Source organism: Neisseria sicca 4320, from assembly GCF_000193735.1.
GTDB lineage: Bacteria > Pseudomonadota > Gammaproteobacteria > Burkholderiales > Neisseriaceae > Neisseria > Neisseria sicca_E.
The window spans coordinates 20,473-38,640 of record NZ_AEPF01000151.1; the positions used below are offsets into that span (position 1 = coordinate 20,473).

Below are 18,168 nucleotides of genomic sequence, written 5' to 3' on the forward strand. Positions count from 1 at the left end.
TCTTCGTAGGTGCTCGTGTCTGAATGTAATGAAATAGTAATTTAGCATGGCATTTCAAGGTAATGTTGGATTAAGATACGAACGGATATAAATATGGCATAGGCGGTTTGACTCAAAATTTTATTTAAAGTTCTGATTTTTCGAAAAATAAATATCGCATTTTCATTTTTCTTAAATAATATAATGAGTTAATTGCTTTTTTGTAATGGTGTTGAATTTTTGCGCATGGGGAATGCTTTTTTAGGATGCATACGGTCTAATTTGATCTGAAATTGCGGCGATACATTATTTGCTTTTTGCTTAATTCAAACGACTGCAATGGATTGCTGCAAAATTTTCAATTGTACAATTGTCATAGGGAAAAATTTTATTAAATGGAATGCATTAAATATCATTTTTAAAATGCTCTACTGACCAGTCTGTCGAACAATTTTAGTTTCAGATGAAATTCTCTCTAAACAGAATTGCAACCATTTTTTCGCCACATATATTTCCCATATGCTTAAAGGTCGTCTGAAAACCTGATGGATAAGGTTTTCAGACGACCTTTTTGACGCGAAGGGATTATTTGAAGATGTAGGAATCGGGCATTTCGTCGAAGCTGACGACGCGGCCGCCTTTTTCTTTGGCAAATTTTTCGGCTTGGGCTTTGTCGGCGAAGGGGAGGGCGTCTTCTGCACCCATGCCGCCGATGAAGCCGCTTTCGATGACGTAGTAGGCTTTTTTGCCGTCTATCCATGCGGCGTCGGCATTGGGTTTGCTCCAGTCTTTGACTTTGCCCATGTCGGTAACGTAGATGATATGGATGCCCTTAGGCTCTTCGGGCAGCTTGGTGTAGCCGAACATCTGTTTGATGGTGGAGAACCAGACGGGGCGGTCGGGTTTGCCGTTGAGGTAGATTTGGGCTTTGGGACCGTTGTGTTCGGTCAGGTTCATGCTGCAATAGTGTCCCACGGCGCGGTCGCTGATTTGTTGCGGCGCGGGCGGCGGAGTCTCTTCTGCTTTGGGGCAGGCACTCAGGAGTAGGGTGGCGAGGAGCGCGGGTAAGATCTTTTTCATATTTGTCGCTTTCCGAAAATTCTTGCTGCCAAGATAAGGGGAATGATAACCCATAATATCTGCGCGGTCAGCAATACGGGCATGGTCAGGCTGATTTGTTCGCTTAAGCCTGCCATGCCGGCGTACATGGCGGTGTTTTCGTAACCGGTCAGGTTGAGCAGGCGGTAGATGTCGGTGGGGTTGAACAGGAGGACGGTTTCGACGACGGGGGCGGTAATCGCTTGCTGTGTATCGGCGACGAGGATGCCCAAAAGTGCCATGTCGAAGATGACGACGAAAAACAGCCAAACGCCGATGGCGATACCGGCGGCGGTGCCGCGTTCTTTCACTTTCGCGCTGATGAGGTAGCCCATGGACAGGAATGCCGCGCCCAAAATGACGCTGGCGGCAATCAGGAGGGCGAAGGGTTTCCATGCGGCGATGTCGAAGCTGCCGTTGGCGAGTTGGAGCGTGATGCCTGCGATTCCGTAGCCTGCGGTGGTGGCAAGGGCGAGGATGATGAGGTGTCCGATGAATTTTCCGGCAAGGATTTGGTTGCGGGAAACGGGGTAGCTCAACAGCAGCGCCATGGTGCCGCGTTCGATTTCGCCGATGAGGGAATCGTAGGAGAGGAGCATGGCGATGAGCGGGATCAGGAAGATGGACAGGCTGGAGAGGCTGACGACGGTTACAGTCAGCGGATCGACTTTAACCGAGCCTGTCGGCGAGCTGCCGAGGAAGCCCAATGAGAGGGCTAGGGCGGCGAGCAGGACGGAAGCGGCGAGTACCCAGCGGTTGCGCAGGCTGTCGCGGACTTCTTTTCCGGTGATAATCCAAACGGGGTTCATACGTCCTCCCTTTTTAAGAATTGTGCGTACATGTCGTCGAGTGTGGGTGTGTGGATGTCGAGGTAGGCGAGGCCGGACAGGTTGCCCAATTCGCTGAGTAATGCCATGCGTTCTTCAGCCTGACATTGCGCCCGATAGCTGAGGTCGTCTGAAAGCGGCTGCCAACGTTCGCTTAAGGGACGCGGGGCTTTGAGGCGGATGTTGACGGTGAGGGGGAGGCCGCTTTGGACGTGCAACTCGTCCATGCTGCCGTCGGCGACTTTGACGCCGTTCTTCATGACGACGATGCGGTCGGCGTGGCCGTCGAGTTCGGCAAGGGCGTGGGTGCTGAGGAGGACGGTGGCACCGTGTCCGTTGAGTTCGCGCACGACTTCGTAAAACATTTGGCGCGAGGCGGGGTCGAGGCCTGTGGTGGGTTCGTCAAACAGTAATACTTTGGGTTCGCCCAGCAGGGCTTGGGCGAGGGCGAGGCGTTGGCGCATACCTTTGGAGTAGGTGCCGACGCGGCGGCGGGCGGCTTGGGAAATGCCGACGCGCTCGAGAAGCTCGTGGTTTTTGGTGAGCGGCTGTTTTTTGAGTTTGGCGTAGAAATTGAGGGTTTCGATGCCGCTGAGGGAAGGGTGCAGGGCGACGGTTTCGGGCAGGTAGCCGATTTGGCTGCGCAACTGCGCACCCGCTTTGCTGCCGGTGCGCTCGCCCAGCAGCATGACTTCGCCTTCGGTCGGGGTAATCAGCCCGAGTATTAATTTGATGAGCGTGGATTTGCCTGCGCCGTTGTGTCCGGCCAGCCCGACACTTTCGCCTGCCTTCAAGACTAAATCGACTTGGTTGACGGCTTTTTGTGCGCCGAAGCGTTTGGTTACGTTTCTCAATTCGACATGGTGTGCGCTCATTAGTGCTTCCTTGTGTGGATTGGGTTTCAGACGACGTTGGGGTCGTCTGAAAGGGCGTTCTTCGTATGGGGTCGTCTGAAAAAGGAGAGAGGGATTTCAGACGACGTTTGTTATGGGTTTATGTTTTGGACTGTTGCCTGTATCGCGGGTTGCATCGTAATTGTGGCGGATTCCCGTTGGTACGGCAATGATGGGGCAAAGCTTTGCTGCGGGTTTGTCGATCAGGTCGTCTGAAAAGTTTTCAGACGACCTTGCAGGAGGTGTTCACGGCGTTCCGCTCAGTTCAATGCGCCGTTTTCGGCATCGCCCCATTTGGATTGATTGGTTTTGGCTTCTTGCAACAGTTGTTCTTTCATTGCCTCATATTTGGTGGTGGTTTTGTTGCTTCCTGCTTTCATCAGCGGTTTGCTGTCGATCACGCCGCCGGGAAGGATGGCGGGGAACTGCGACTGCGCCCATTTGACGATGCTGATGGCGGGGCTGTTCATCAGGAGGCGGGCAACAGGGGCACGCCAGACGATTTGGTCGATGATGCCGTTGGGACGGTACGCGCTGTCGCCGAAGCCGTCGCCGTCGAGGTCGAATGCGCTGTTGTCGCTCCAGTAGTTGCCGCGTCCGCCTTCGCCCCAGTCAAGAAAACGTGTGCTGACGTATTTGACTTGGCTTTCGTTGTTGATGAAGGCGTTGTCGGAAAGGGAGGTGCCTTCGATGGCGGCGGTGAAGTGGATGCCGATTTCGCAGTTTTCAAAATGGTTGGCGACAATTTTGTTGTAGTTGGCGTTGTAGGCGAAAACGCATTTGCCGGCTTTGTTGATGATGTTGTCGTTGATTTCGGAATAGTTGACGTAGTTGAGCATGATGCCTTGGTCGCGGCTGCCGACGGCGATGTTGCCGTGTACTTTGAGGCGGTCGGAAAACATCAAAACGTAGCCCATATTGTTGCCGACGGAAATGTTGTCGCTGACTTCGCTGTCGTTGGTGTACATGTAGTGGACGGCGAAACGCAGGTCGCTGAAGCGGTTGTTTTTGTAGGTGTTGTTTTTGCTGGTGTTGGAGAAAATGCCGTCGCGGCCTTTGGAAATGTCATTGCCGATAACTTGCGCGCCGGGAGCGTTCCAGACGGTAACGGCGTTGCCGCGTTCGTTGACGCGCAAAGTGGCGTCGCCGACGATTTTGTTCTCGCGCACCATAGACTCCGCCGAGCCGTGGATATATACGCCGACGGAGTTGTCGAGGATGTTGTTGTGTTCGATCAGGGCGCGGGGTGCGGTTTCTTCGAGGTAGATGCCGGCGTCCATGGCAGGCAGGCTCATGCCGGAACGGGTAACGGTAAGATTGCGCAGGGTAACGTCGGGGGCAGTGACGGAGATGGTGCGTCCGGTGCGGTCACCTTCGATTTTGGCGGATCGGTCGGCAGGACCTTCGATGGTGATGGGTTTGTCGATAAGCAGCTTGGTTTTGTAAGTGCCGGAGGCGAGTTTGAGCGTATCGCCTGCTTGCGCACGCGCGATGACTTCGGGCAGGTTGTCGTTCGGGGAAACGTCAATGGTGGCTGCAAAGGTCGTTTGAATCATACTGCCGAACATAAACGTCAGGACAGTGCGTCGCCATGTTTTGAATTTGGGTGTGTGCATGGAGTTCCTCTGATTCGTGCAGTGTGCGTCGGCATGGTAATGCCTGCCTGTAAGGGCTGTGTTTTTGTTTTATAGCGGAACGGTCTGTTGCGTCCAAACGGTTCTGCTATAAAAGGTCGTCTGAAAACGAGGGTAGCGGGTTTCGCTAAGACCTGAAAGTTTTTTCAGACGACCTTTTCGTTAAGTCAGTGATAAACCGTTAAACCCGATTATCGGGGTTTAACGATCATTTGACCGGACATTTCCATGTGCAGGGCGTGGCAGAACCATTGGCAGTAGTACCAGTGTACGCCCGGACGGAGAGCTTTGAAGGTTACCGATTGGGTAGCTTGCGGGCCGATTTCCATGGCGATGCCGTAGCCTTCCAAAGTGAAGCCGTGGGTCAAGTCCTCGATGGTCTCGACGTTGGTGACATATACGGTTACTTCGTCGCCTTGGTTCACTTCGAATTGCGGGATGCTGAATGCAGGCGCAATCGCGGTCATGTATACGCGGACTTTGTTGCCTTCGCGGATGACTTTGGAGGTTTTCTCCAGCTCGACTCCGTCTTTTTTCGCTTGTTCCAAAGCATCTTGCCAGAACCATGGGTCGTTGCGGTCCCAAGTTTTTTTCGGGTTGATGGAGGATGCGTTAAACAGACATAAGTCGTGCGGCTCGGCAAAGGTCGGGTTGTCGTGAACCAAACGCATTTCGTCGCCGGAAATGTCGATCAACTGGTCGCATTCCGGTTTCAGCGGGCCGGCGTTGAGGAAACGGTCTTTGGAGAATTTGTTCAAGGATACCAGCCATTTACCGTCGGCGTCTTTGGTTTCACCCATGGTTGTATGGTTGTGACCCGGTTGGTAGTGAACGTCGAGTTTTTGTTTGATCGGATCAATTTTCTCGCCTTTGTAGGCTTTGATCGCGTCGTCAATGTTCCATTTAACCATTTGGCTGTCGATAAACAGCGTGGTGTAGGCGTTGCCGCGACCGTCAAACGCGGTGTGTAAAGGACCGAGACCCAGTTGGGGTTCGGCGACAACCACGTCGCGCTCTTTGATTTTGCCTGCGAACAAATCGTCCAGTTTGCTGACATCCAATACGGTAACGGTCGGAGACAGTTTGCCGTTGAGCATGATGTATTTGCCGTCAGGAGAGGCGTTACAGCCGTGTGGAGAGTTTGGCACGGGGATGTAGCGGGTATATTTGGAGTTGGCTTCTGCACGGCCGTCCAGCACTTTCACGCCGTTGACTTCTTTGAAGTCGCCGTTTTTGATGCCTTCTTCGATGGCGGCAAGATTGAAGACCACGCACCAGTCTTGCTCGTTGGAAGAAGCACCTTGTACGGTCAGGGCGCGTTCGGAGTTATAGCAGGTGGCGAAGGAGTATTTGCCTTGGTAGTCGGCATCGCCGTTGTCCAAGTTGCCGTCCACCAATACTTGCCATGCGATGTCCATGGTTTCGCCGTCGATGGCGGTGTAAACGGCATTCCAAGTTTTAGGATCGTTCCAAGTACCCACGCCGCTTACCGGTACGATGTGTTCGCCGTTGGCAAATACATAGCCGGTTTTCGGATAACGTTGCGGACGCAGACCGTGGATACCGGAAGCGTTAGGGATTTCGGTGATTTTGTCGGTTTTCATGAAGTCCAAGCGGACGCGGCAAACACGGTTGTTTGCTTTGTCGTTGGCATACGCGTAGCGACCGTCGTAAGTTTTGTCGGTAAACGACAAGTGCGGGTGGTGCAAGTCGCCGTTAGGAAGGCAGCGCAAACCGGCATCTTTCAGGAATTTGTTGGTTTCCGGCGTATTTTTTTCATTCAAAATACGCAGGCTCTCGTTGGTACGGCCCCAACCGGTCGCGCTGTCCATGTTGAACACAGGGATACGCATCAGTTCGCGCATGGAGGGCAAACCGATCAAGCGCATTTCGCCTGACTGACCGCCGGAGAGCAAACCGTAATATTGGTCAAGCTCGCCCGGACCGACTTCGGAGGTCTGTTTACCCGGTTCGGCAGAGGAGCGGGTTTCGGCTTTGGATGCAGGCGCAGCACCTGAAGCAGCAGCTTTGTCGCCACCCTCTTTGGAGCAGCCTGCCAATCCCAACAGACCGGCGCCGGCAATACCTGCGCCGGAAGCGGCGGCAGTACCTAAGAATGAACGACGGCTTAAACCGTTTTGTTCTAATTTTTCGTCTGACATACAACACTCCTTGGATAAAATTCGGCAGCCGGCGTTTTCAGACGACCTGCCGATCAAAAAAACGAATTTATGTTTATAAGTATGGTTACGGGTGGACCGGCATTTTTTAAGGGTTCTTTAGGGGTTTAGATTATTTGCCGGCCGTGGGGCGGTTTATTTTTTCACAAACTGCACAACCTGCTCGGTAGGCTGTTGTGTTGCAGATGCGGTTTCGGGTTCGGCTTTCGCCGCCGCCTGTTTTTGTTTTTTCTTGTTGGTTGCCACAACTTGCGGGCAACGTGTGTCATGGTGGTACATGACTTGGCAGTGCAGGCACTGGATACATTCGTTCGGATGAATGTCGCCTTCCGGTGCAATCGCCTGAACGGGGCATTCGTGCGTACAGATTTGGCAAGGGTTGCCACACATTTTGTAGCGGCGCAGCCAGTCGAATACGCGGAAGCGGCCGGGTAGGGCGATGCCTGCGCCCAACGGGCACAGATAGCGGCAGAAGAAGCGTTCGATGAACAAGCCGGCAACCAAGAGGGCAACGGCAAACGCGACAAACCACCATTCGCGGACGAATTTCAAAATAATCGCTGTTTTAAAGGGTTCTACTTCGGCAAATTTTTCAGCAGTGCCCAAGTCGTACAGCGAAATCGCCAACAGACCGAAGAAAATCACATATTTAATCGCGGTCAGGCGCGTGTGCAGCAGGTGCGGCACGGTAATTTGTTTCACGCCCAATTTTTTGGCGATTCGGTTGGTCAACTCTTGCAGCGAACCGAAGGGGCAGAGCCAGCCGCAGAATGTACCGCGGTTCCACAACAGCATGGTGGCGGCGGTAAACAGCCACAAAATGAACACAATCGGATCCATCAGGAAGAAGTCCCAACGGAATTCGGTCAAGACGGCGGAGAACAAGGTCAGCGTATTCACGACAGACAATTGTGCCTGAGCGTACCAGCCGATATAAACCAAGGTAAATGTCAGGAATACCAAGCGGAAACGGTCGTACCATTTTTCGTAGCGGACAATCCAGTCTTGGAACAGAAATACCAAAAGCAGGATGGTCAATGCGATGCTGACTACGATGATTTGCCCCTGTTTCGCTTTCCAAACTTGTTTCCAAAGTTGGTTGGATGCGCCGTCGTCGGCACTGGCTTGGTCGGCAATGCCGTTACCGGTATCTGCAGCATCGGCTGCTGCGGCGGCAGGTTCTACTGGTGCGCTGATTTCAACGGGCGGTGCTTTCGGGTCATCGATATAATAGCCTTTGGGCAGTTCGTAATCCAAGTCGGCAGTGACGAATGCTTTGTCGTTTACGCTCAATACGCGTTGAACCATCAGCTGCAAACGCCAAGGTTCGGCAGCGTCGAATTCCACATTGGCAGGAATGGTAAACCATGATACTTCTTTAAAGTGGGGCGCACCTTCGGCAGCCAGGCTGACCAAGCGTTCGTGTTCTGCGTCGGTAAAGCGGAAGCTGTTTTCGCCCTGAATCATCTCGATACGGTCGAAAATACCGCCGCGGACATAACCCGAACCTTTCCAAGAATAGCGACCTTCGCCGGCGACCAAGACAGCTTGTTGACCGGGTTGCAGACGGCTTTGCAGGTTTTTCCATCCTTGTTCGCCCAGCAGGCTTTTACCGATGGAGGGTTGGCTGACTACGGCAGTGTACAAATCGATGAAGGTATCGTCGCCTGCGCCTTGTTCGGCGTGGTCGGCAACACCGGCTTTGCCGCCTTTTTCAAACAGCTTGTTAATTTCATCCACTGAAATATGCAGATGACCGATGGCTTTTTGTTCCAAAAGGGCATTCCAAGATTGGATGTCCTGTTTGTCCGGATTGACAGCGCGGCGAGGGCGGGTTTGAGTCGCAGGTTCCGCAGCCTGCTGCGTATCCGCAGCATTGGCAGAGGTCGTCTGAACGGCTTTGTCGGTACCCAAACCATATTTGCCGGCAACCACTTTAAACGAACGCTGGATGCTGTCGTTAATTACCATCAACGTAACGGTCGCGCCGCTGATAATGTCCCCGGGGGCAATGCCCGGAGTAGGCGGATTCTTAATGAAATTCAAACCGATATATTTATCGATGAATTTATCCACGCGCGACTGCGGGATACCGATAAGCATAATCGGCTCGTGGTGGTCGACCAGCTTCGCACCGGCGACCGTTCCATCGTTGGCCAAAGCCACCATCGTATCAATCGGTTTGCTCGAATAACCGCGCGTGTTGACCACGTCCGTTGTGATATACACCAAGCCCAACTGCTCGTCGCCCTTATAAACGCGGGCAACCATAGGTTTGCCTTCCGGCTTGCCATAGCGGTCTGCACCTGGAAAAATTTCCGCAGGCTGGATTTTTGACAGGAATTCCGGCAAACGCTCGGCATAGGCGGGCAGTGTCGAAAATAATAGGACAAATACAGCAAGCATCGACAGCATCATATTCAAGATGCCGGATGTGCGTTTCGTTTTAAGGCAGGACATGACTATCCCCGATTACTCGATACTCTAAACATTAATATTACATGAATCTAAACAAGCGATAGATTGACTTATATCAAGTTTACAAATCTTAAAACCAGGTTTTGGCGGTAAGTAATACTTTGTGAGTATATCGATATGAGCCTGATTTAATTGCAAATAGAAATAGAAAACAAAGTTATTATATGTTTTTTGCTTATTTTGGAAATAATGGAATTTTGAATTGCCGTATGTGTTTAAGGCGTATTTATTTAATGTATGTATTTCATAGAAGCCGTCCAAATCGTAAAAGTCGTCTGAAAACCGAAAAATCAGTTTTCAGACGACCTTTTGTTATTTCAAACCTTCTCGGTTTAAGCGGCGTTGACTTTGTCTTGGCGACGCAGCAGGGTAATCAGGTCGCTGATGCGCTGTTTCATGTTGCGGCGGTCGACGATTTGGTCGATAGCGCCTTTTTCCAGCAGGAATTCTGCACGTTGGAAGCCTTCGGGTAAGGTTTCGCGGACGGTTTGTTCGATAACGCGCGGACCGGCAAAACCGATAAGGGCGTTGGGTTCGGCAAGCACGACATCGCCGAGGAAGGCGAAGCTGGCGGATACGCCGCCCATGGTCGGATCGGTCAGGACGGAGATGAACGGCAGGTGTTTTTCAGTCAGAAGATGCAATGCCGCGCTGGTTTTGGTCATCTGCATCAATGAGTTGACACCTTCCTGCATACGCGCACCACCTGATGCGGCAACGCAGATGAAAGAGCAGTTGTCCGCTACGGCACGGCGTACGCCTTGGACGAAGCGTTCGCCGACGACGGAACCCATAGAGCCGCCGATAAAGCGGAATTCAAATGCGGCAATCACGACCGGCAAGCCGTTCATAAAGCCCTTCATGACGACCATCGCGTCGTCTTCGCCGGTGGATTTACGCGCGGCGGTCAGGCGTTCGGGGTATTTTTTGCTGTCTTTGAATTTCAGCGGGTCGGTCGGTTTGATGTTGGCGGCGATTTCTTCGCGGCCTTCTTCGTCCAGAAGCAAATTGAGACGTTCGCGTGCGGACAGCGGGTTGTGGTGGTTACATTTTGGGCAAACTCGGTCGTTTTGCTGAAGCTCGGTCGAGTAGATGGTTGCCGAACAGGACGGGCATTTGTGCCACAGACCTTCGGGAACGTTGGACGAGCCTTCGTCTTTGCTGCGGTTTTTGATTTTGGGCGGTAGGATTTTGTCTAACCAACTCATGGATGACTCCTTGGAATTCGGGATTCAGACGACCTTTGCGTGTGTTTTCGGAAAAGGCCTTAACGGATTGCGTCTTTTAATTCTTTAGCCAACGCGCCGACGGCTTCTGCTTCGCGGCCTGCGTTGTTTTCAATTTCTTTGACGATGCGGCTGCCGACAATGACGGCATCGGCAACGGCCCCGATTTTGCGCGCGCTTTCGGCGTTGCTGATGCCGAAGCCGACGCCGATCGGGATGTCGATATACTTGCGCAAAAGCTCTATTTTACGCGAAACTTCTTCGGTATCCAAACTTGCCGCGCCGGTAACGCCTTTGAGCGAAACGTAATAGACAAAGCCGCCTGCAACACGGGCGATGGTTTGGATGCGTTCTTCGGTCGTGGTCGGGGCAATCAGGAAAATGCAGTCGATGCCGCGCGCTTTGAGTGCGTCGTGCAGCGGGGTGATCGTTTCAACAGGGGAATCGACGGTCAGCACGCCGTCCACACCGGCCTCAGCCGCCGCTTGAGCAAATGCCTGATAACCTATTTTGTGAATCGGGTTCAGATAACCCATCAGGACGACGGGCGTGTTGCCGTTTGTTTCGCGGAAGCGGCGTACGACATTCAATACGTCGTTGAGGGAAACTTTGTTTGCCAACGCGCGCTCGGCGGCGCGCTGGATGGTCGGGCCGTCCGCCATCGGGTCGGAAAAAGGGACGCCTAATTCGAGGATGTCGGCGCCGTTTTCAACCAAACTGTGCATCAGCGCAAGCGTGGTGTCGAGATTGGGATCGCCTACGGTGATATAGGGAATCAGGGCTTTTGCGCCGTCAAGTGCGGCAAAGGTTTGCTGGATTCTGCTCATCTTGATTTCTCGTTTCCGTAACGGCTGTTTCCAGCCGGTTTTCATCGACAATAAGTTGGCAAGTATAGCATTGACTGTCTGTTTCGGGCGAAACTGCATGACATTTCTGATTGTTTTCTGTATGGAAAGGTCGTCTGAAAAAGGGCAGGGCGGTTGTTTTACTGTTATGGAAGCCGTGATGATTTGAATTGTTGCCCATATCGGGCAGTTGCCTTCGAAAATGCTTCAACTTTCCCGCCAAATTCCGTTAATTTCCATTAAAGGTCGTCTGAAAGCCTTCGGTGTCATACTTTCTCGGTTATAATAGCCGGCTTCTTCAATCTGACCCTTTTTCGGAAATATATCATGGCCTTTGCCTCGCTTTTCACCCTTTTGGACGATATTACCGCTGTCTTGGACGACGTTGCCCTGATGACCAAAATGGCCGCCAAGAAAACGGCGGGCGTGGTCGGCGATGATTTGGCGCTCAATGCGAATCAGGTTACCGGCGTGTCGGCGGAACGCGAGCTGCCGATTATTTGGGCGGTGGCGAAAGGTTCTTTGGTGAATAAGCTGATTTTGGTGCCGCTGGCTTTGTTGCTGTCCGCCTTTTTGCCTAAGTTGATTACGCCTTTATTGATGATAGGCGGGATTTATTTGTGTTTCGAGGGTGTGGAAAAGCTGCTGCATAAGTTTCTACACCGCCACGAAGCGCATGATGGCGAGGAAGCTGCCGCCGAAACGCTGGACGAAAAAACAAAGATTAAAGGCGCGATTCGTACGGATTTTATCCTGTCTGCCGAAATCATTATTATTGCTTTGGGCGTGGTCGAAAAATACGACCTGATGACCCGTTCGCTGGTCATGGCGGCAATCGGCGTCGGTATGACGGTTTTTGTGTACGGTTTGGTCGGCGTCATCGTCAAGCTTGATGATTTCGGTATGTTGCTGATGCGTCAGAAAAGTACGGGCATCCAAACGGTCGGACGGGGCTTGATTGCCTTTATGCCTTGGTTCATGCGCGGTTTGAGCGTGGTGGGTACGCTTGCCATGTTCCTTGTCGGCGGCGGTCTGATTGCGCACAACTTGGGCTTTTTGCATGATTTCTTACACGCGCAACATTGGGATAGCGGCTTGATGGAGCATATCGCCAACCTTGCCGTCGGGCTGATTGCCGGTGCTATCGCCTGCGCCGTGGCGTTGCCTTTGATGAAGCTGTTTCAAAAACACTAAACAACCGATACGTCGTCTGAAAATGGTTCAACTTTGTTGAGGCTGTATTTTCAGACGACCTCTTATTTTCTTTTCTCTGCAATGAACATTTTCCGCAAACTTGAACAATATTGGCAGCATCCTGTGCTGTACTGGCCGCTGGTGATCCTGATTGCCGCCGCCACGCCGTTGACTTTCGCGCCTTATTACCATTTTTGGCTGATGCCTTTGCTGTTTGGCGCGCTGATCCGACTGATTGAACTGCGTCCGCGCTTTGCCGTTTCTACCGCCTATCTGTTTGGGCTGATTGCGTATACGACACAGTTTTATTGGATACATACCGCGCTGCACGATGTTTCCGGCTTGCCTAATTTATACGCGATTCCGCTGACTTTCCTGCTGCCTGCGTTTCTCGCGCTGTATCCTGCCGCCTGTTTTTGGCTGTGGAAGAAATTTCATCTGCCGCGCTGGGTTAAGGTCGGCATCGTTTTGCCGATTTTGTGGACTCTGGCGGAATTTGCCCGCGAACGCCTGTTGACCGGCTTCGGCTGGGGTGCGCTCGGCTATTCCCAAATCGTCAAAGAAAGCCCGCTTGCCGGCTTTGCACCTTTGGGCGGTATTCATCTGGTTACGCTTGCGACGGCATTTGTCAGCGCGTGGCTGGTGTTGCTGATTGACAATACAGGTCGTCTGAAACGACGCCTGCTGCCGATGTGCATGATTGTTATGTTGTGTACCGTCGGCTTTATCGCTCAGCAAGCCGACTTTACTAGACCCGACGGCAGCACCAGTACCGTCGCGCTGGTGCAAGGCAATATCGAGCAGAGCCTGAAATGGGACGAAGAACAAGTCGTCCCCACCATTCAGAAATACTACGGTCAAATCAGCAAAACATCTGCCGACATCGTTATCCTGCCAGAAACCGCATTGCCTGTGATGCGTCAGGATTTGCCGGAAAACATCCTGACGCAGTTTGCCGAACAGGCGCGCACGAACGGCAGCGCGTTGGCGGTCGGTATCGGTCAATATACCGCAGACGGCAGCGGATACGAAAACGCCGTAATCAATTTGAGCGACTACGATGATATTTCAGACGACCTCCCGTATTACGCCAAGAATCATTTAGTTCCCTTTGGCGAATACAAACCGCTGCCTTTTCTGACCGAACCGCTGTATAAGCTGATGAATATGCCGCTTGCCGACTTCCGTCGCGGCGGGGCAGCACAGGCTCCCTTAACCATGAAAGGTCAAAAAGTCGCCTTTAATATCTGCTATGAAGACGGCTTCGGCGACGAACTCATCGCCACCGCCAAAAACGCTACGCTGCTTGCCAACGTCAGCAATATGGCATGGTATGGCGATTCCAACGCGATGTATCAACAGCTTCAGCAGTCCCAAGCCCGCGCGATGGAGCTTGGACGCTATATGGTTCGCGCCACCAATACCGGTGCAACCGCCATTATTTCCCCTAAAGGCAGCATCATTGCTGAGAGTGAACCCAATACCGATGCCGTCTTGGAAGGACATGTCAAAGGCTATGTCGGCGAAACCCCTTATATGAAGGCAGGCGGTTCGCTGTGGCTGATCGGGGTATTGTCGATTATTGCCATCACACTGTTTTTAATCAGGAAAAAAGCAGATTGAGTTTGAGAAAACGGTCTTTTTATAAGGCCGTTTTTCTTGAAATTAATTATTTACATACAAGAATGTTTGTAATATACTGAACTTATTCCCAGTAAACCAGTCAAATTTTCAAAATCAATCGAGTTTTATAAAAGATAAAAATTCACCTATCAAACAGTCTTTTACAGAAAAAGGCATTTGACAGCATACGATAGGGCAACAGGCAGTGATATACTGCACGGCAAACAACAAGTAAACAACAGTCTCTGCATCATATAAAGGAAAGCACCTCTTATGAACAACGCCTTTGCATTACCCGTCATTCACAGCGGCAACGGCAGCCTTGAGCAATACATTCACACTGTTAACAGCATTCCCATGTTGACGCCCGAAGAAGAAAGCCAACTCGCGGAGCGTCAGCAAAAAGGCGACCTTAACGCCGCCAAACAACTCATTCTTTCCCATTTGCGCGTCGTCGTATCCATCGCACGAGGCTACGACGGCTATGGACTGAACCAGGCCGACCTGATCCAAGAAGGCAACATCGGACTGATGAAAGCGGTCAAACGCTACGAGCCTAGTCGTGGCGCACGCCTGTTTTCATTTGCCGTACACTGGATTAAGGCCGAAATCCACGAGTTTATCCTGCGCAACTGGCGACTGGTGCGCGTGGCGACCACCAAGCCGCAACGCAAACTGTTCTTCAATCTGCGCAGCATGCGTAAAAACCTGAATGCCTTGTCTCCGAAAGAAGCGCAAGACATCGCCGACGATTTGGGCGTAAAATTGTCTGAAGTCATGGAAATGGAACAACGCATGACCGGACACGACATCGCCATCATGGCGGACAACAACGACGACGAAGATAGCTTCGCCCCCATCGACTGGCTTGCCGACCACGATGCCGAACCCAGCCGCCAACTGTCCAAACAAGCCCATTACGCCCTGCAAACCGAAGGTCTGCAAAACGCATTGGCGCAATTGGACGACCGCAGCCGCCGTATCGTAGAAAGCCGCTGGCTGCAAGACGATGGCGGATTGACTCTGCACGAATTGGCAGCCGAATACGGCGTATCTGCCGAGCGCATCCGCCAAATCGAAGCCAAAGCCATGCAAAAACTGCGCGGTTTCCTCGCGGAAGAAGCTGAAGCGGTTTAAGAAACAAAACAGGTCATTAGGTTTAAAGAACAAAACAGTTCAGTAGAAGGAAAAAGAAAGGTCGTCTGAAACCCGAAATATCGGTTTCAGACGACCTTCTTGTTTTGTTGAATACACTTGGGCACGAGCTATTTGGTCTAATAGCTGGTATTTAATTGTAATTACGAACTTAATTCATCTTTGAGGATTTTGTTGACTTCACCCATATCGGCTTTGCCTTCAATCTGAGTTTCCAGAACGCTCATTGCTGTGTTTAAATCAGTCAAATCGGAAGCCCCTGTCATGGCGACTACGGTTTCCACGGCAGTACGGATTTCTTCTTCAGACATCATTTGCGGCAGATAGCGGTGCAGGATTTCGATTTCGGCATTTTCCTTATCTGCTAAGTCTTGACGGCCTGCTTCGGCGTTGATGTTGGAACTGTCTTTGCGCTGGTTGGCCATTTGGGTGATGATGGCAATTACTTTTTCGTCATCGGCTTCCGTACGCTCGTCCACTTCGAATCGTTTGATGGCGTCATCGATCAGGCGGATAGTGCTTAAAGCCGTTTCATCTTTGGCAAGCATCGCTGTTTTCATATCTTCTGCTAACTGTACTTTTAGGCTCATAGGATTACTTTCAGAAAAATTAGATATTTTGTTGCAAGCATTGCTAATATTGTAGTGCTGCATAATAGTAAAAAGTTCTTCATGGCACCTTTCAACCCTTTTATTTTGTTAAACTTATTTTATAGGTCTTAAAGATGCATGGAAAACAAAACACACCGCAGGGAAATCCTCACAGTGTGTTGCGACGACATAACAGTTTCAGAACTGCAATAGACGTGTTAATACATTTTAGGAGGCAGTTTTTGGCTGCGCAGGCGTTTTTGCAGACGTTTTACGGCTGCGGCTTTTTTGCGTTTGCGCTCGGTAGTCGGTTTTTCGTAAGCTTCACGGGCGCGCAGCTCGGTTAACAGGCCGGTTTTTTCTACGGCACGTTTGAAACGGCGCATGGCTACTTCGAAGGGTTCGTTCTCTTTAACGCGGATTGCAGGCATTTTATTTCCTTTAAATAAATTTAATTCTGGTTTCAAACCGCCGAAAGGGATAAAGGTAAAAAAGGCGGCTTGTAAAAAAAGTGGTTGTTTGTATCTCGGGTGTCTTGCGACCGGCGGGATACGCGCCGTGATGTAAACATCACCTCCTAACAAGTCGGCTTGGCGCCGGGTATGCCGTCGATGCGGCTGCAAATGAATTGCGGGATTATCTTTGATTAGGCAGTTACTGTCAAGCTGGTGGATTGTCTGAAAAACAGTATCGGGGTTTCGGAAACCTTTTTTAAACATCCGACACCAGTCGCATTAATTTGCGTATAATGGCGCAACTCTTGATTAACCGACTATGTCAGTAAGGAATACCACACCATGACCTCTATTCATGACCAAATTAAAGAAGTTGTTACCACCCACCGCGTTGTTTTGTTTATGAAAGGCACTAAGCAGTTCCCGCAATGCGGTTTCTCATCCCGCGCCGTTCAAATTCTTAATGCCGCAGGTTGTACCGACTATGTAACCGTTAATGTTTTGGAAAACGATGCCGTCCGCCAAGGCATTAAGGAATACAGCGATTGGCCGACCATCCCGCAACTTTACGTCAACGGCGAGTTTGTCGGCGGTTCCGATATTTTGATGGAAATGTACGAAGCCGGTGAATTGCAAGATTTGCTGAAAGCTTGATGAAATATAGCAAAAGGTCGTCTGAAAACTTTTTCAGACGACCTTTTTCCGTGTTCTGCCTGCTTTTCCGAGTATTCAAAAAAAAGTATAATTACGCCCATTCAAAAACAATCCGAGGCCTGCCAAATGAACGTAACCGTTATCAATCACCCCCTTGTCCGCCACAAACTCACGCTCATGCGCGAGGCCGATTGCAGCACTTACAAATTCCGCACCCTCACTACCGAGCTGGCGCGCCTGATGGCTTACGAGGCCAGCCGTGATTTTGAAGTTGAAAAGTACATTATCGACGGCTGGTGCGGTCAAATCGAAGGCGACCGCATCAAGGGCAAAACCTTGACCGTCGTGCCGATTTTGCGTGCCGGTTTGGGTATGCTCGACGGCGTGCTCGACCTGATTCCGACCGCCAAAATCAGCGTGGTCGGATTGCAGCGCGACGAAGAAACGCTCAAACCCGTTTCTTATTTTGAAAAATTCGTGGACAGCATGGACGAGCGTCCCGCGTTGATTATCGACCCCATGCTCGCTACCGGCGGCTCTATGGTTGCTACCATTGATTTGTTGAAGGCGAAAGGCTGCAAAAATATCAAAGCCTTGGTGCTCGTTGCCGCACCCGAAGGCGTCAAAGCCGTCAATGAAGCGCATCCCGACGTTACCATCTACACCGCCGCCCTCGACAGCCATCTGAACGAAAACGGCTACATCATCCCCGGCTTGGGCGATGCGGGCGATAAGATTTTCGGTACGCGCTGATTCGTGATTTGAGGTCGTCTGAAACTGAATGTATGGGTTTCAGACGACCTTTTCATAGTGGATTAACTTTAAATCAGGACAAGGCGACGAAGCCGCAGACAGTACAGATAGTACGGAACCGATTCACTTGGTGCTTCAGCACCTTAGAGAATCGTTCTCTTTGAGCTAAGGCGAGGCAACACCGTACTGGTTTAAATTTAATCCACTATACAAGGTATTTTTCGTTGAAAATCCCATGTTAGAAAGGACACACATGAGCTTCCAAGACAACCTCGCCGCCATGCCTGACATCGGTCATTTGAGCGGACTCGACATCCTCGACGCACAAGGCAAAGCCGTCCATCACATTCCCAATGCGCCCGGCAAGCAAGGCTCGCTGAAACTCTACAACGCTTTGGGATTGAATTTCGGCGGCAAACTCGATGCCGCCGCCGCCGCGCAGGGTTTGGACTGGTTTGCCTAACACGTTGCCGATGCGCAAGTCAATCCGGGCAAACATCCCAATATCGATCTGCTGTTGCAAGTGAAAAACGAAAATCTCAGATTGCTTCTAAAGCCGGTTAACGCTTAAATATCAGCTATGC

General features: G+C 51.3%; 15 protein-coding genes and 1 pseudogene. 6 read left to right on the forward strand and 10 right to left on the reverse strand.

The window, feature by feature from the left end; translation table 11 throughout:
- Positions 1-564 precede the first annotated feature (564 nt).
- The 8 genes from NSCA4_RS0112000 to trpA form a co-directional block, all read right to left on the reverse strand.
- Positions 565-1,059, reverse strand: a complete 495-nt coding sequence (locus NSCA4_RS0112000; protein WP_016688338.1) for a nitrous oxide reductase accessory protein NosL — start codon at positions 1,057-1,059, stop codon at positions 565-567.
- Entirely contained in the window at positions 1,056-1,886 is an 831-nt protein-coding gene (locus NSCA4_RS0112005) for an ABC transporter permease (RefSeq protein ID WP_016688339.1), read from the reverse strand. Before NSCA4_RS0112005 ends, NSCA4_RS0112000 begins: the two co-directional genes overlap by 4 nt.
- Positions 1,883-2,779 carry an ABC transporter ATP-binding protein gene (locus NSCA4_RS0112010; protein WP_016688340.1) on the reverse strand — a complete coding sequence of 299 codons (897 nt, stop codon included), beginning with the start codon at positions 2,777-2,779 and terminating at the stop codon, positions 1,883-1,885. Before NSCA4_RS0112010 ends, NSCA4_RS0112005 begins: the two co-directional genes overlap by 4 nt.
- Positions 2,780-3,057: 278 nt before the next feature.
- A complete protein-coding gene (locus tag NSCA4_RS0112015; protein ID WP_016688341.1) occupies positions 3,058-4,413 on the reverse strand; it encodes a nitrous oxide reductase family maturation protein NosD in 1,356 nt (451 codons plus the stop codon).
- A gap of 209 nt (positions 4,414-4,622) precedes the next feature.
- Positions 4,623-6,593 carry a TAT-dependent nitrous-oxide reductase gene (nosZ, locus tag NSCA4_RS0112020; protein WP_016688342.1) on the reverse strand — a complete coding sequence of 657 codons (1,971 nt, stop codon included), beginning with the start codon at positions 6,591-6,593 and terminating at the stop codon, positions 4,623-4,625.
- Positions 6,594-6,746: 153 nt separating this feature from the next.
- Positions 6,747-9,026, reverse strand: coding sequence for a NosR/NirI family protein (locus NSCA4_RS0112025; protein ID WP_029609762.1), 2,280 nt, complete (start codon positions 9,024-9,026; stop codon positions 6,747-6,749).
- A gap of 395 nt (positions 9,027-9,421) precedes the next feature.
- Entirely contained in the window at positions 9,422-10,297 is an 876-nt protein-coding gene (gene accD / locus NSCA4_RS0112030; RefSeq protein ID WP_016688343.1) for an acetyl-CoA carboxylase, carboxyltransferase subunit beta, read from the reverse strand.
- Between the two features lie 59 nt (positions 10,298-10,356).
- Entirely contained in the window at positions 10,357-11,142 is a 786-nt protein-coding gene (gene trpA / locus NSCA4_RS0112035) for a tryptophan synthase subunit alpha (RefSeq protein ID WP_016688344.1), read from the reverse strand.
- Positions 11,143-11,487: 345 nt separating this feature from the next.
- Between trpA and NSCA4_RS0112040 the strand changes: the two genes are divergently transcribed.
- From NSCA4_RS0112040 to rpoH, 3 genes are all read left to right on the forward strand, one after another.
- On the forward strand, positions 11,488-12,354 hold the full coding sequence (locus NSCA4_RS0112040) for a DUF808 domain-containing protein (RefSeq protein ID WP_016688345.1): 867 nt from the start codon (positions 11,488-11,490) through the stop codon (positions 12,352-12,354).
- Positions 12,355-12,435: 81 nt separating this feature from the next.
- Positions 12,436-13,977, forward strand: a complete 1,542-nt coding sequence (gene lnt, locus NSCA4_RS0112045) for an apolipoprotein N-acyltransferase (RefSeq protein ID WP_016688346.1) — start codon at positions 12,436-12,438, stop codon at positions 13,975-13,977.
- Positions 13,978-14,250: 273 nt separating this feature from the next.
- Positions 14,251-15,114 carry an RNA polymerase sigma factor RpoH gene (gene rpoH, locus NSCA4_RS0112050; protein WP_003744881.1) on the forward strand — a complete coding sequence of 288 codons (864 nt, stop codon included), beginning with the start codon at positions 14,251-14,253 and terminating at the stop codon, positions 15,112-15,114.
- Between the two features lie 161 nt (positions 15,115-15,275).
- On the opposite strand, the gene NSCA4_RS0112055 is transcribed toward rpoH, so the two are convergent.
- Positions 15,276-15,722, reverse strand: a complete 447-nt coding sequence (locus NSCA4_RS0112055) for a GatB/YqeY domain-containing protein (protein WP_029609763.1) — start codon at positions 15,720-15,722, stop codon at positions 15,276-15,278.
- Positions 15,723-15,940: 218 nt separating this feature from the next.
- Positions 15,941-16,153, reverse strand: coding sequence for a 30S ribosomal protein S21 (rpsU, locus tag NSCA4_RS0112060; RefSeq protein WP_016688348.1), 213 nt, complete (start codon positions 16,151-16,153; stop codon positions 15,941-15,943).
- A gap of 366 nt (positions 16,154-16,519) precedes the next feature.
- On the opposite strand from rpsU, the gene grxD reads away from it, so the two are divergent.
- The 3 genes and pseudogenes from grxD to NSCA4_RS13265 all read left to right on the forward strand — a co-directional run bounded on the left by grxD (position 16,520) and on the right by NSCA4_RS13265 (position 18,155).
- Entirely contained in the window at positions 16,520-16,831 is a 312-nt protein-coding gene (grxD, locus tag NSCA4_RS0112065; RefSeq protein WP_016688349.1) for a Grx4 family monothiol glutaredoxin, read from the forward strand.
- A gap of 126 nt (positions 16,832-16,957) precedes the next feature.
- Positions 16,958-17,584 carry a uracil phosphoribosyltransferase gene (gene upp, locus NSCA4_RS0112070; protein ID WP_016688350.1) on the forward strand — a complete coding sequence of 209 codons (627 nt, stop codon included), beginning with the start codon at positions 16,958-16,960 and terminating at the stop codon, positions 17,582-17,584.
- A 253-nt stretch (positions 17,585-17,837) separates the two neighbouring features.
- Positions 17,838-18,155: pseudogene (locus NSCA4_RS13265) on the forward strand (DUF2322 family protein).
- The last annotated feature ends 13 nt before the right edge of the window (positions 18,156-18,168 follow it).

Bases quoted from the DNA above. Each gene is read 5' to 3' on its own strand.
- grxD (WP_016688349.1), top strand. From the start codon at position 16,520: ATGACCTCTATTCATGACCAAATTAAAGAAGTTGTTACCACCCACCGC.
- upp (WP_016688350.1), top strand. From the start codon at position 16,958: ATGAACGTAACCGTTATCAATCACCCCCTTGTCCGCCACAAACTCACG.
- rpoH (WP_003744881.1), top strand. From the start codon at position 14,251: ATGAACAACGCCTTTGCATTACCCGTCATTCACAGCGGCAACGGCAGC.
- accD (WP_016688343.1), bottom strand. From the start codon at position 10,297: ATGAGTTGGTTAGACAAAATCCTACCGCCCAAAATCAAAAACCGCAGC.
- NSCA4_RS0112015 (WP_016688341.1), bottom strand. From the start codon at position 4,413: ATGCACACACCCAAATTCAAAACATGGCGACGCACTGTCCTGACGTTT.
- lnt (WP_016688346.1), top strand. From the start codon at position 12,436: ATGAACATTTTCCGCAAACTTGAACAATATTGGCAGCATCCTGTGCTG.
- NSCA4_RS0112005 (WP_016688339.1), bottom strand. From the start codon at position 1,886: ATGAACCCCGTTTGGATTATCACCGGAAAAGAAGTCCGCGACAGCCTG.
- NSCA4_RS0112040 (WP_016688345.1), top strand. From the start codon at position 11,488: ATGGCCTTTGCCTCGCTTTTCACCCTTTTGGACGATATTACCGCTGTC.
- NSCA4_RS0112010 (WP_016688340.1), bottom strand. From the start codon at position 2,779: ATGAGCGCACACCATGTCGAATTGAGAAACGTAACCAAACGCTTCGGC.
- rpsU (WP_016688348.1), bottom strand. From the start codon at position 16,153: ATGCCTGCAATCCGCGTTAAAGAGAACGAACCCTTCGAAGTAGCCATG.
- NSCA4_RS0112025 (WP_029609762.1), bottom strand. From the start codon at position 9,026: ATGCTGTCGATGCTTGCTGTATTTGTCCTATTATTTTCGACACTGCCC.
- NSCA4_RS0112000 (WP_016688338.1), bottom strand. From the start codon at position 1,059: ATGAAAAAGATCTTACCCGCGCTCCTCGCCACCCTACTCCTGAGTGCC.
- nosZ (WP_016688342.1), bottom strand. From the start codon at position 6,593: ATGTCAGACGAAAAATTAGAACAAAACGGTTTAAGCCGTCGTTCATTC.
- NSCA4_RS0112055 (WP_029609763.1), bottom strand. From the start codon at position 15,722: ATGAGCCTAAAAGTACAGTTAGCAGAAGATATGAAAACAGCGATGCTT.
- trpA (WP_016688344.1), bottom strand. From the start codon at position 11,142: ATGAGCAGAATCCAGCAAACCTTTGCCGCACTTGACGGCGCAAAAGCC.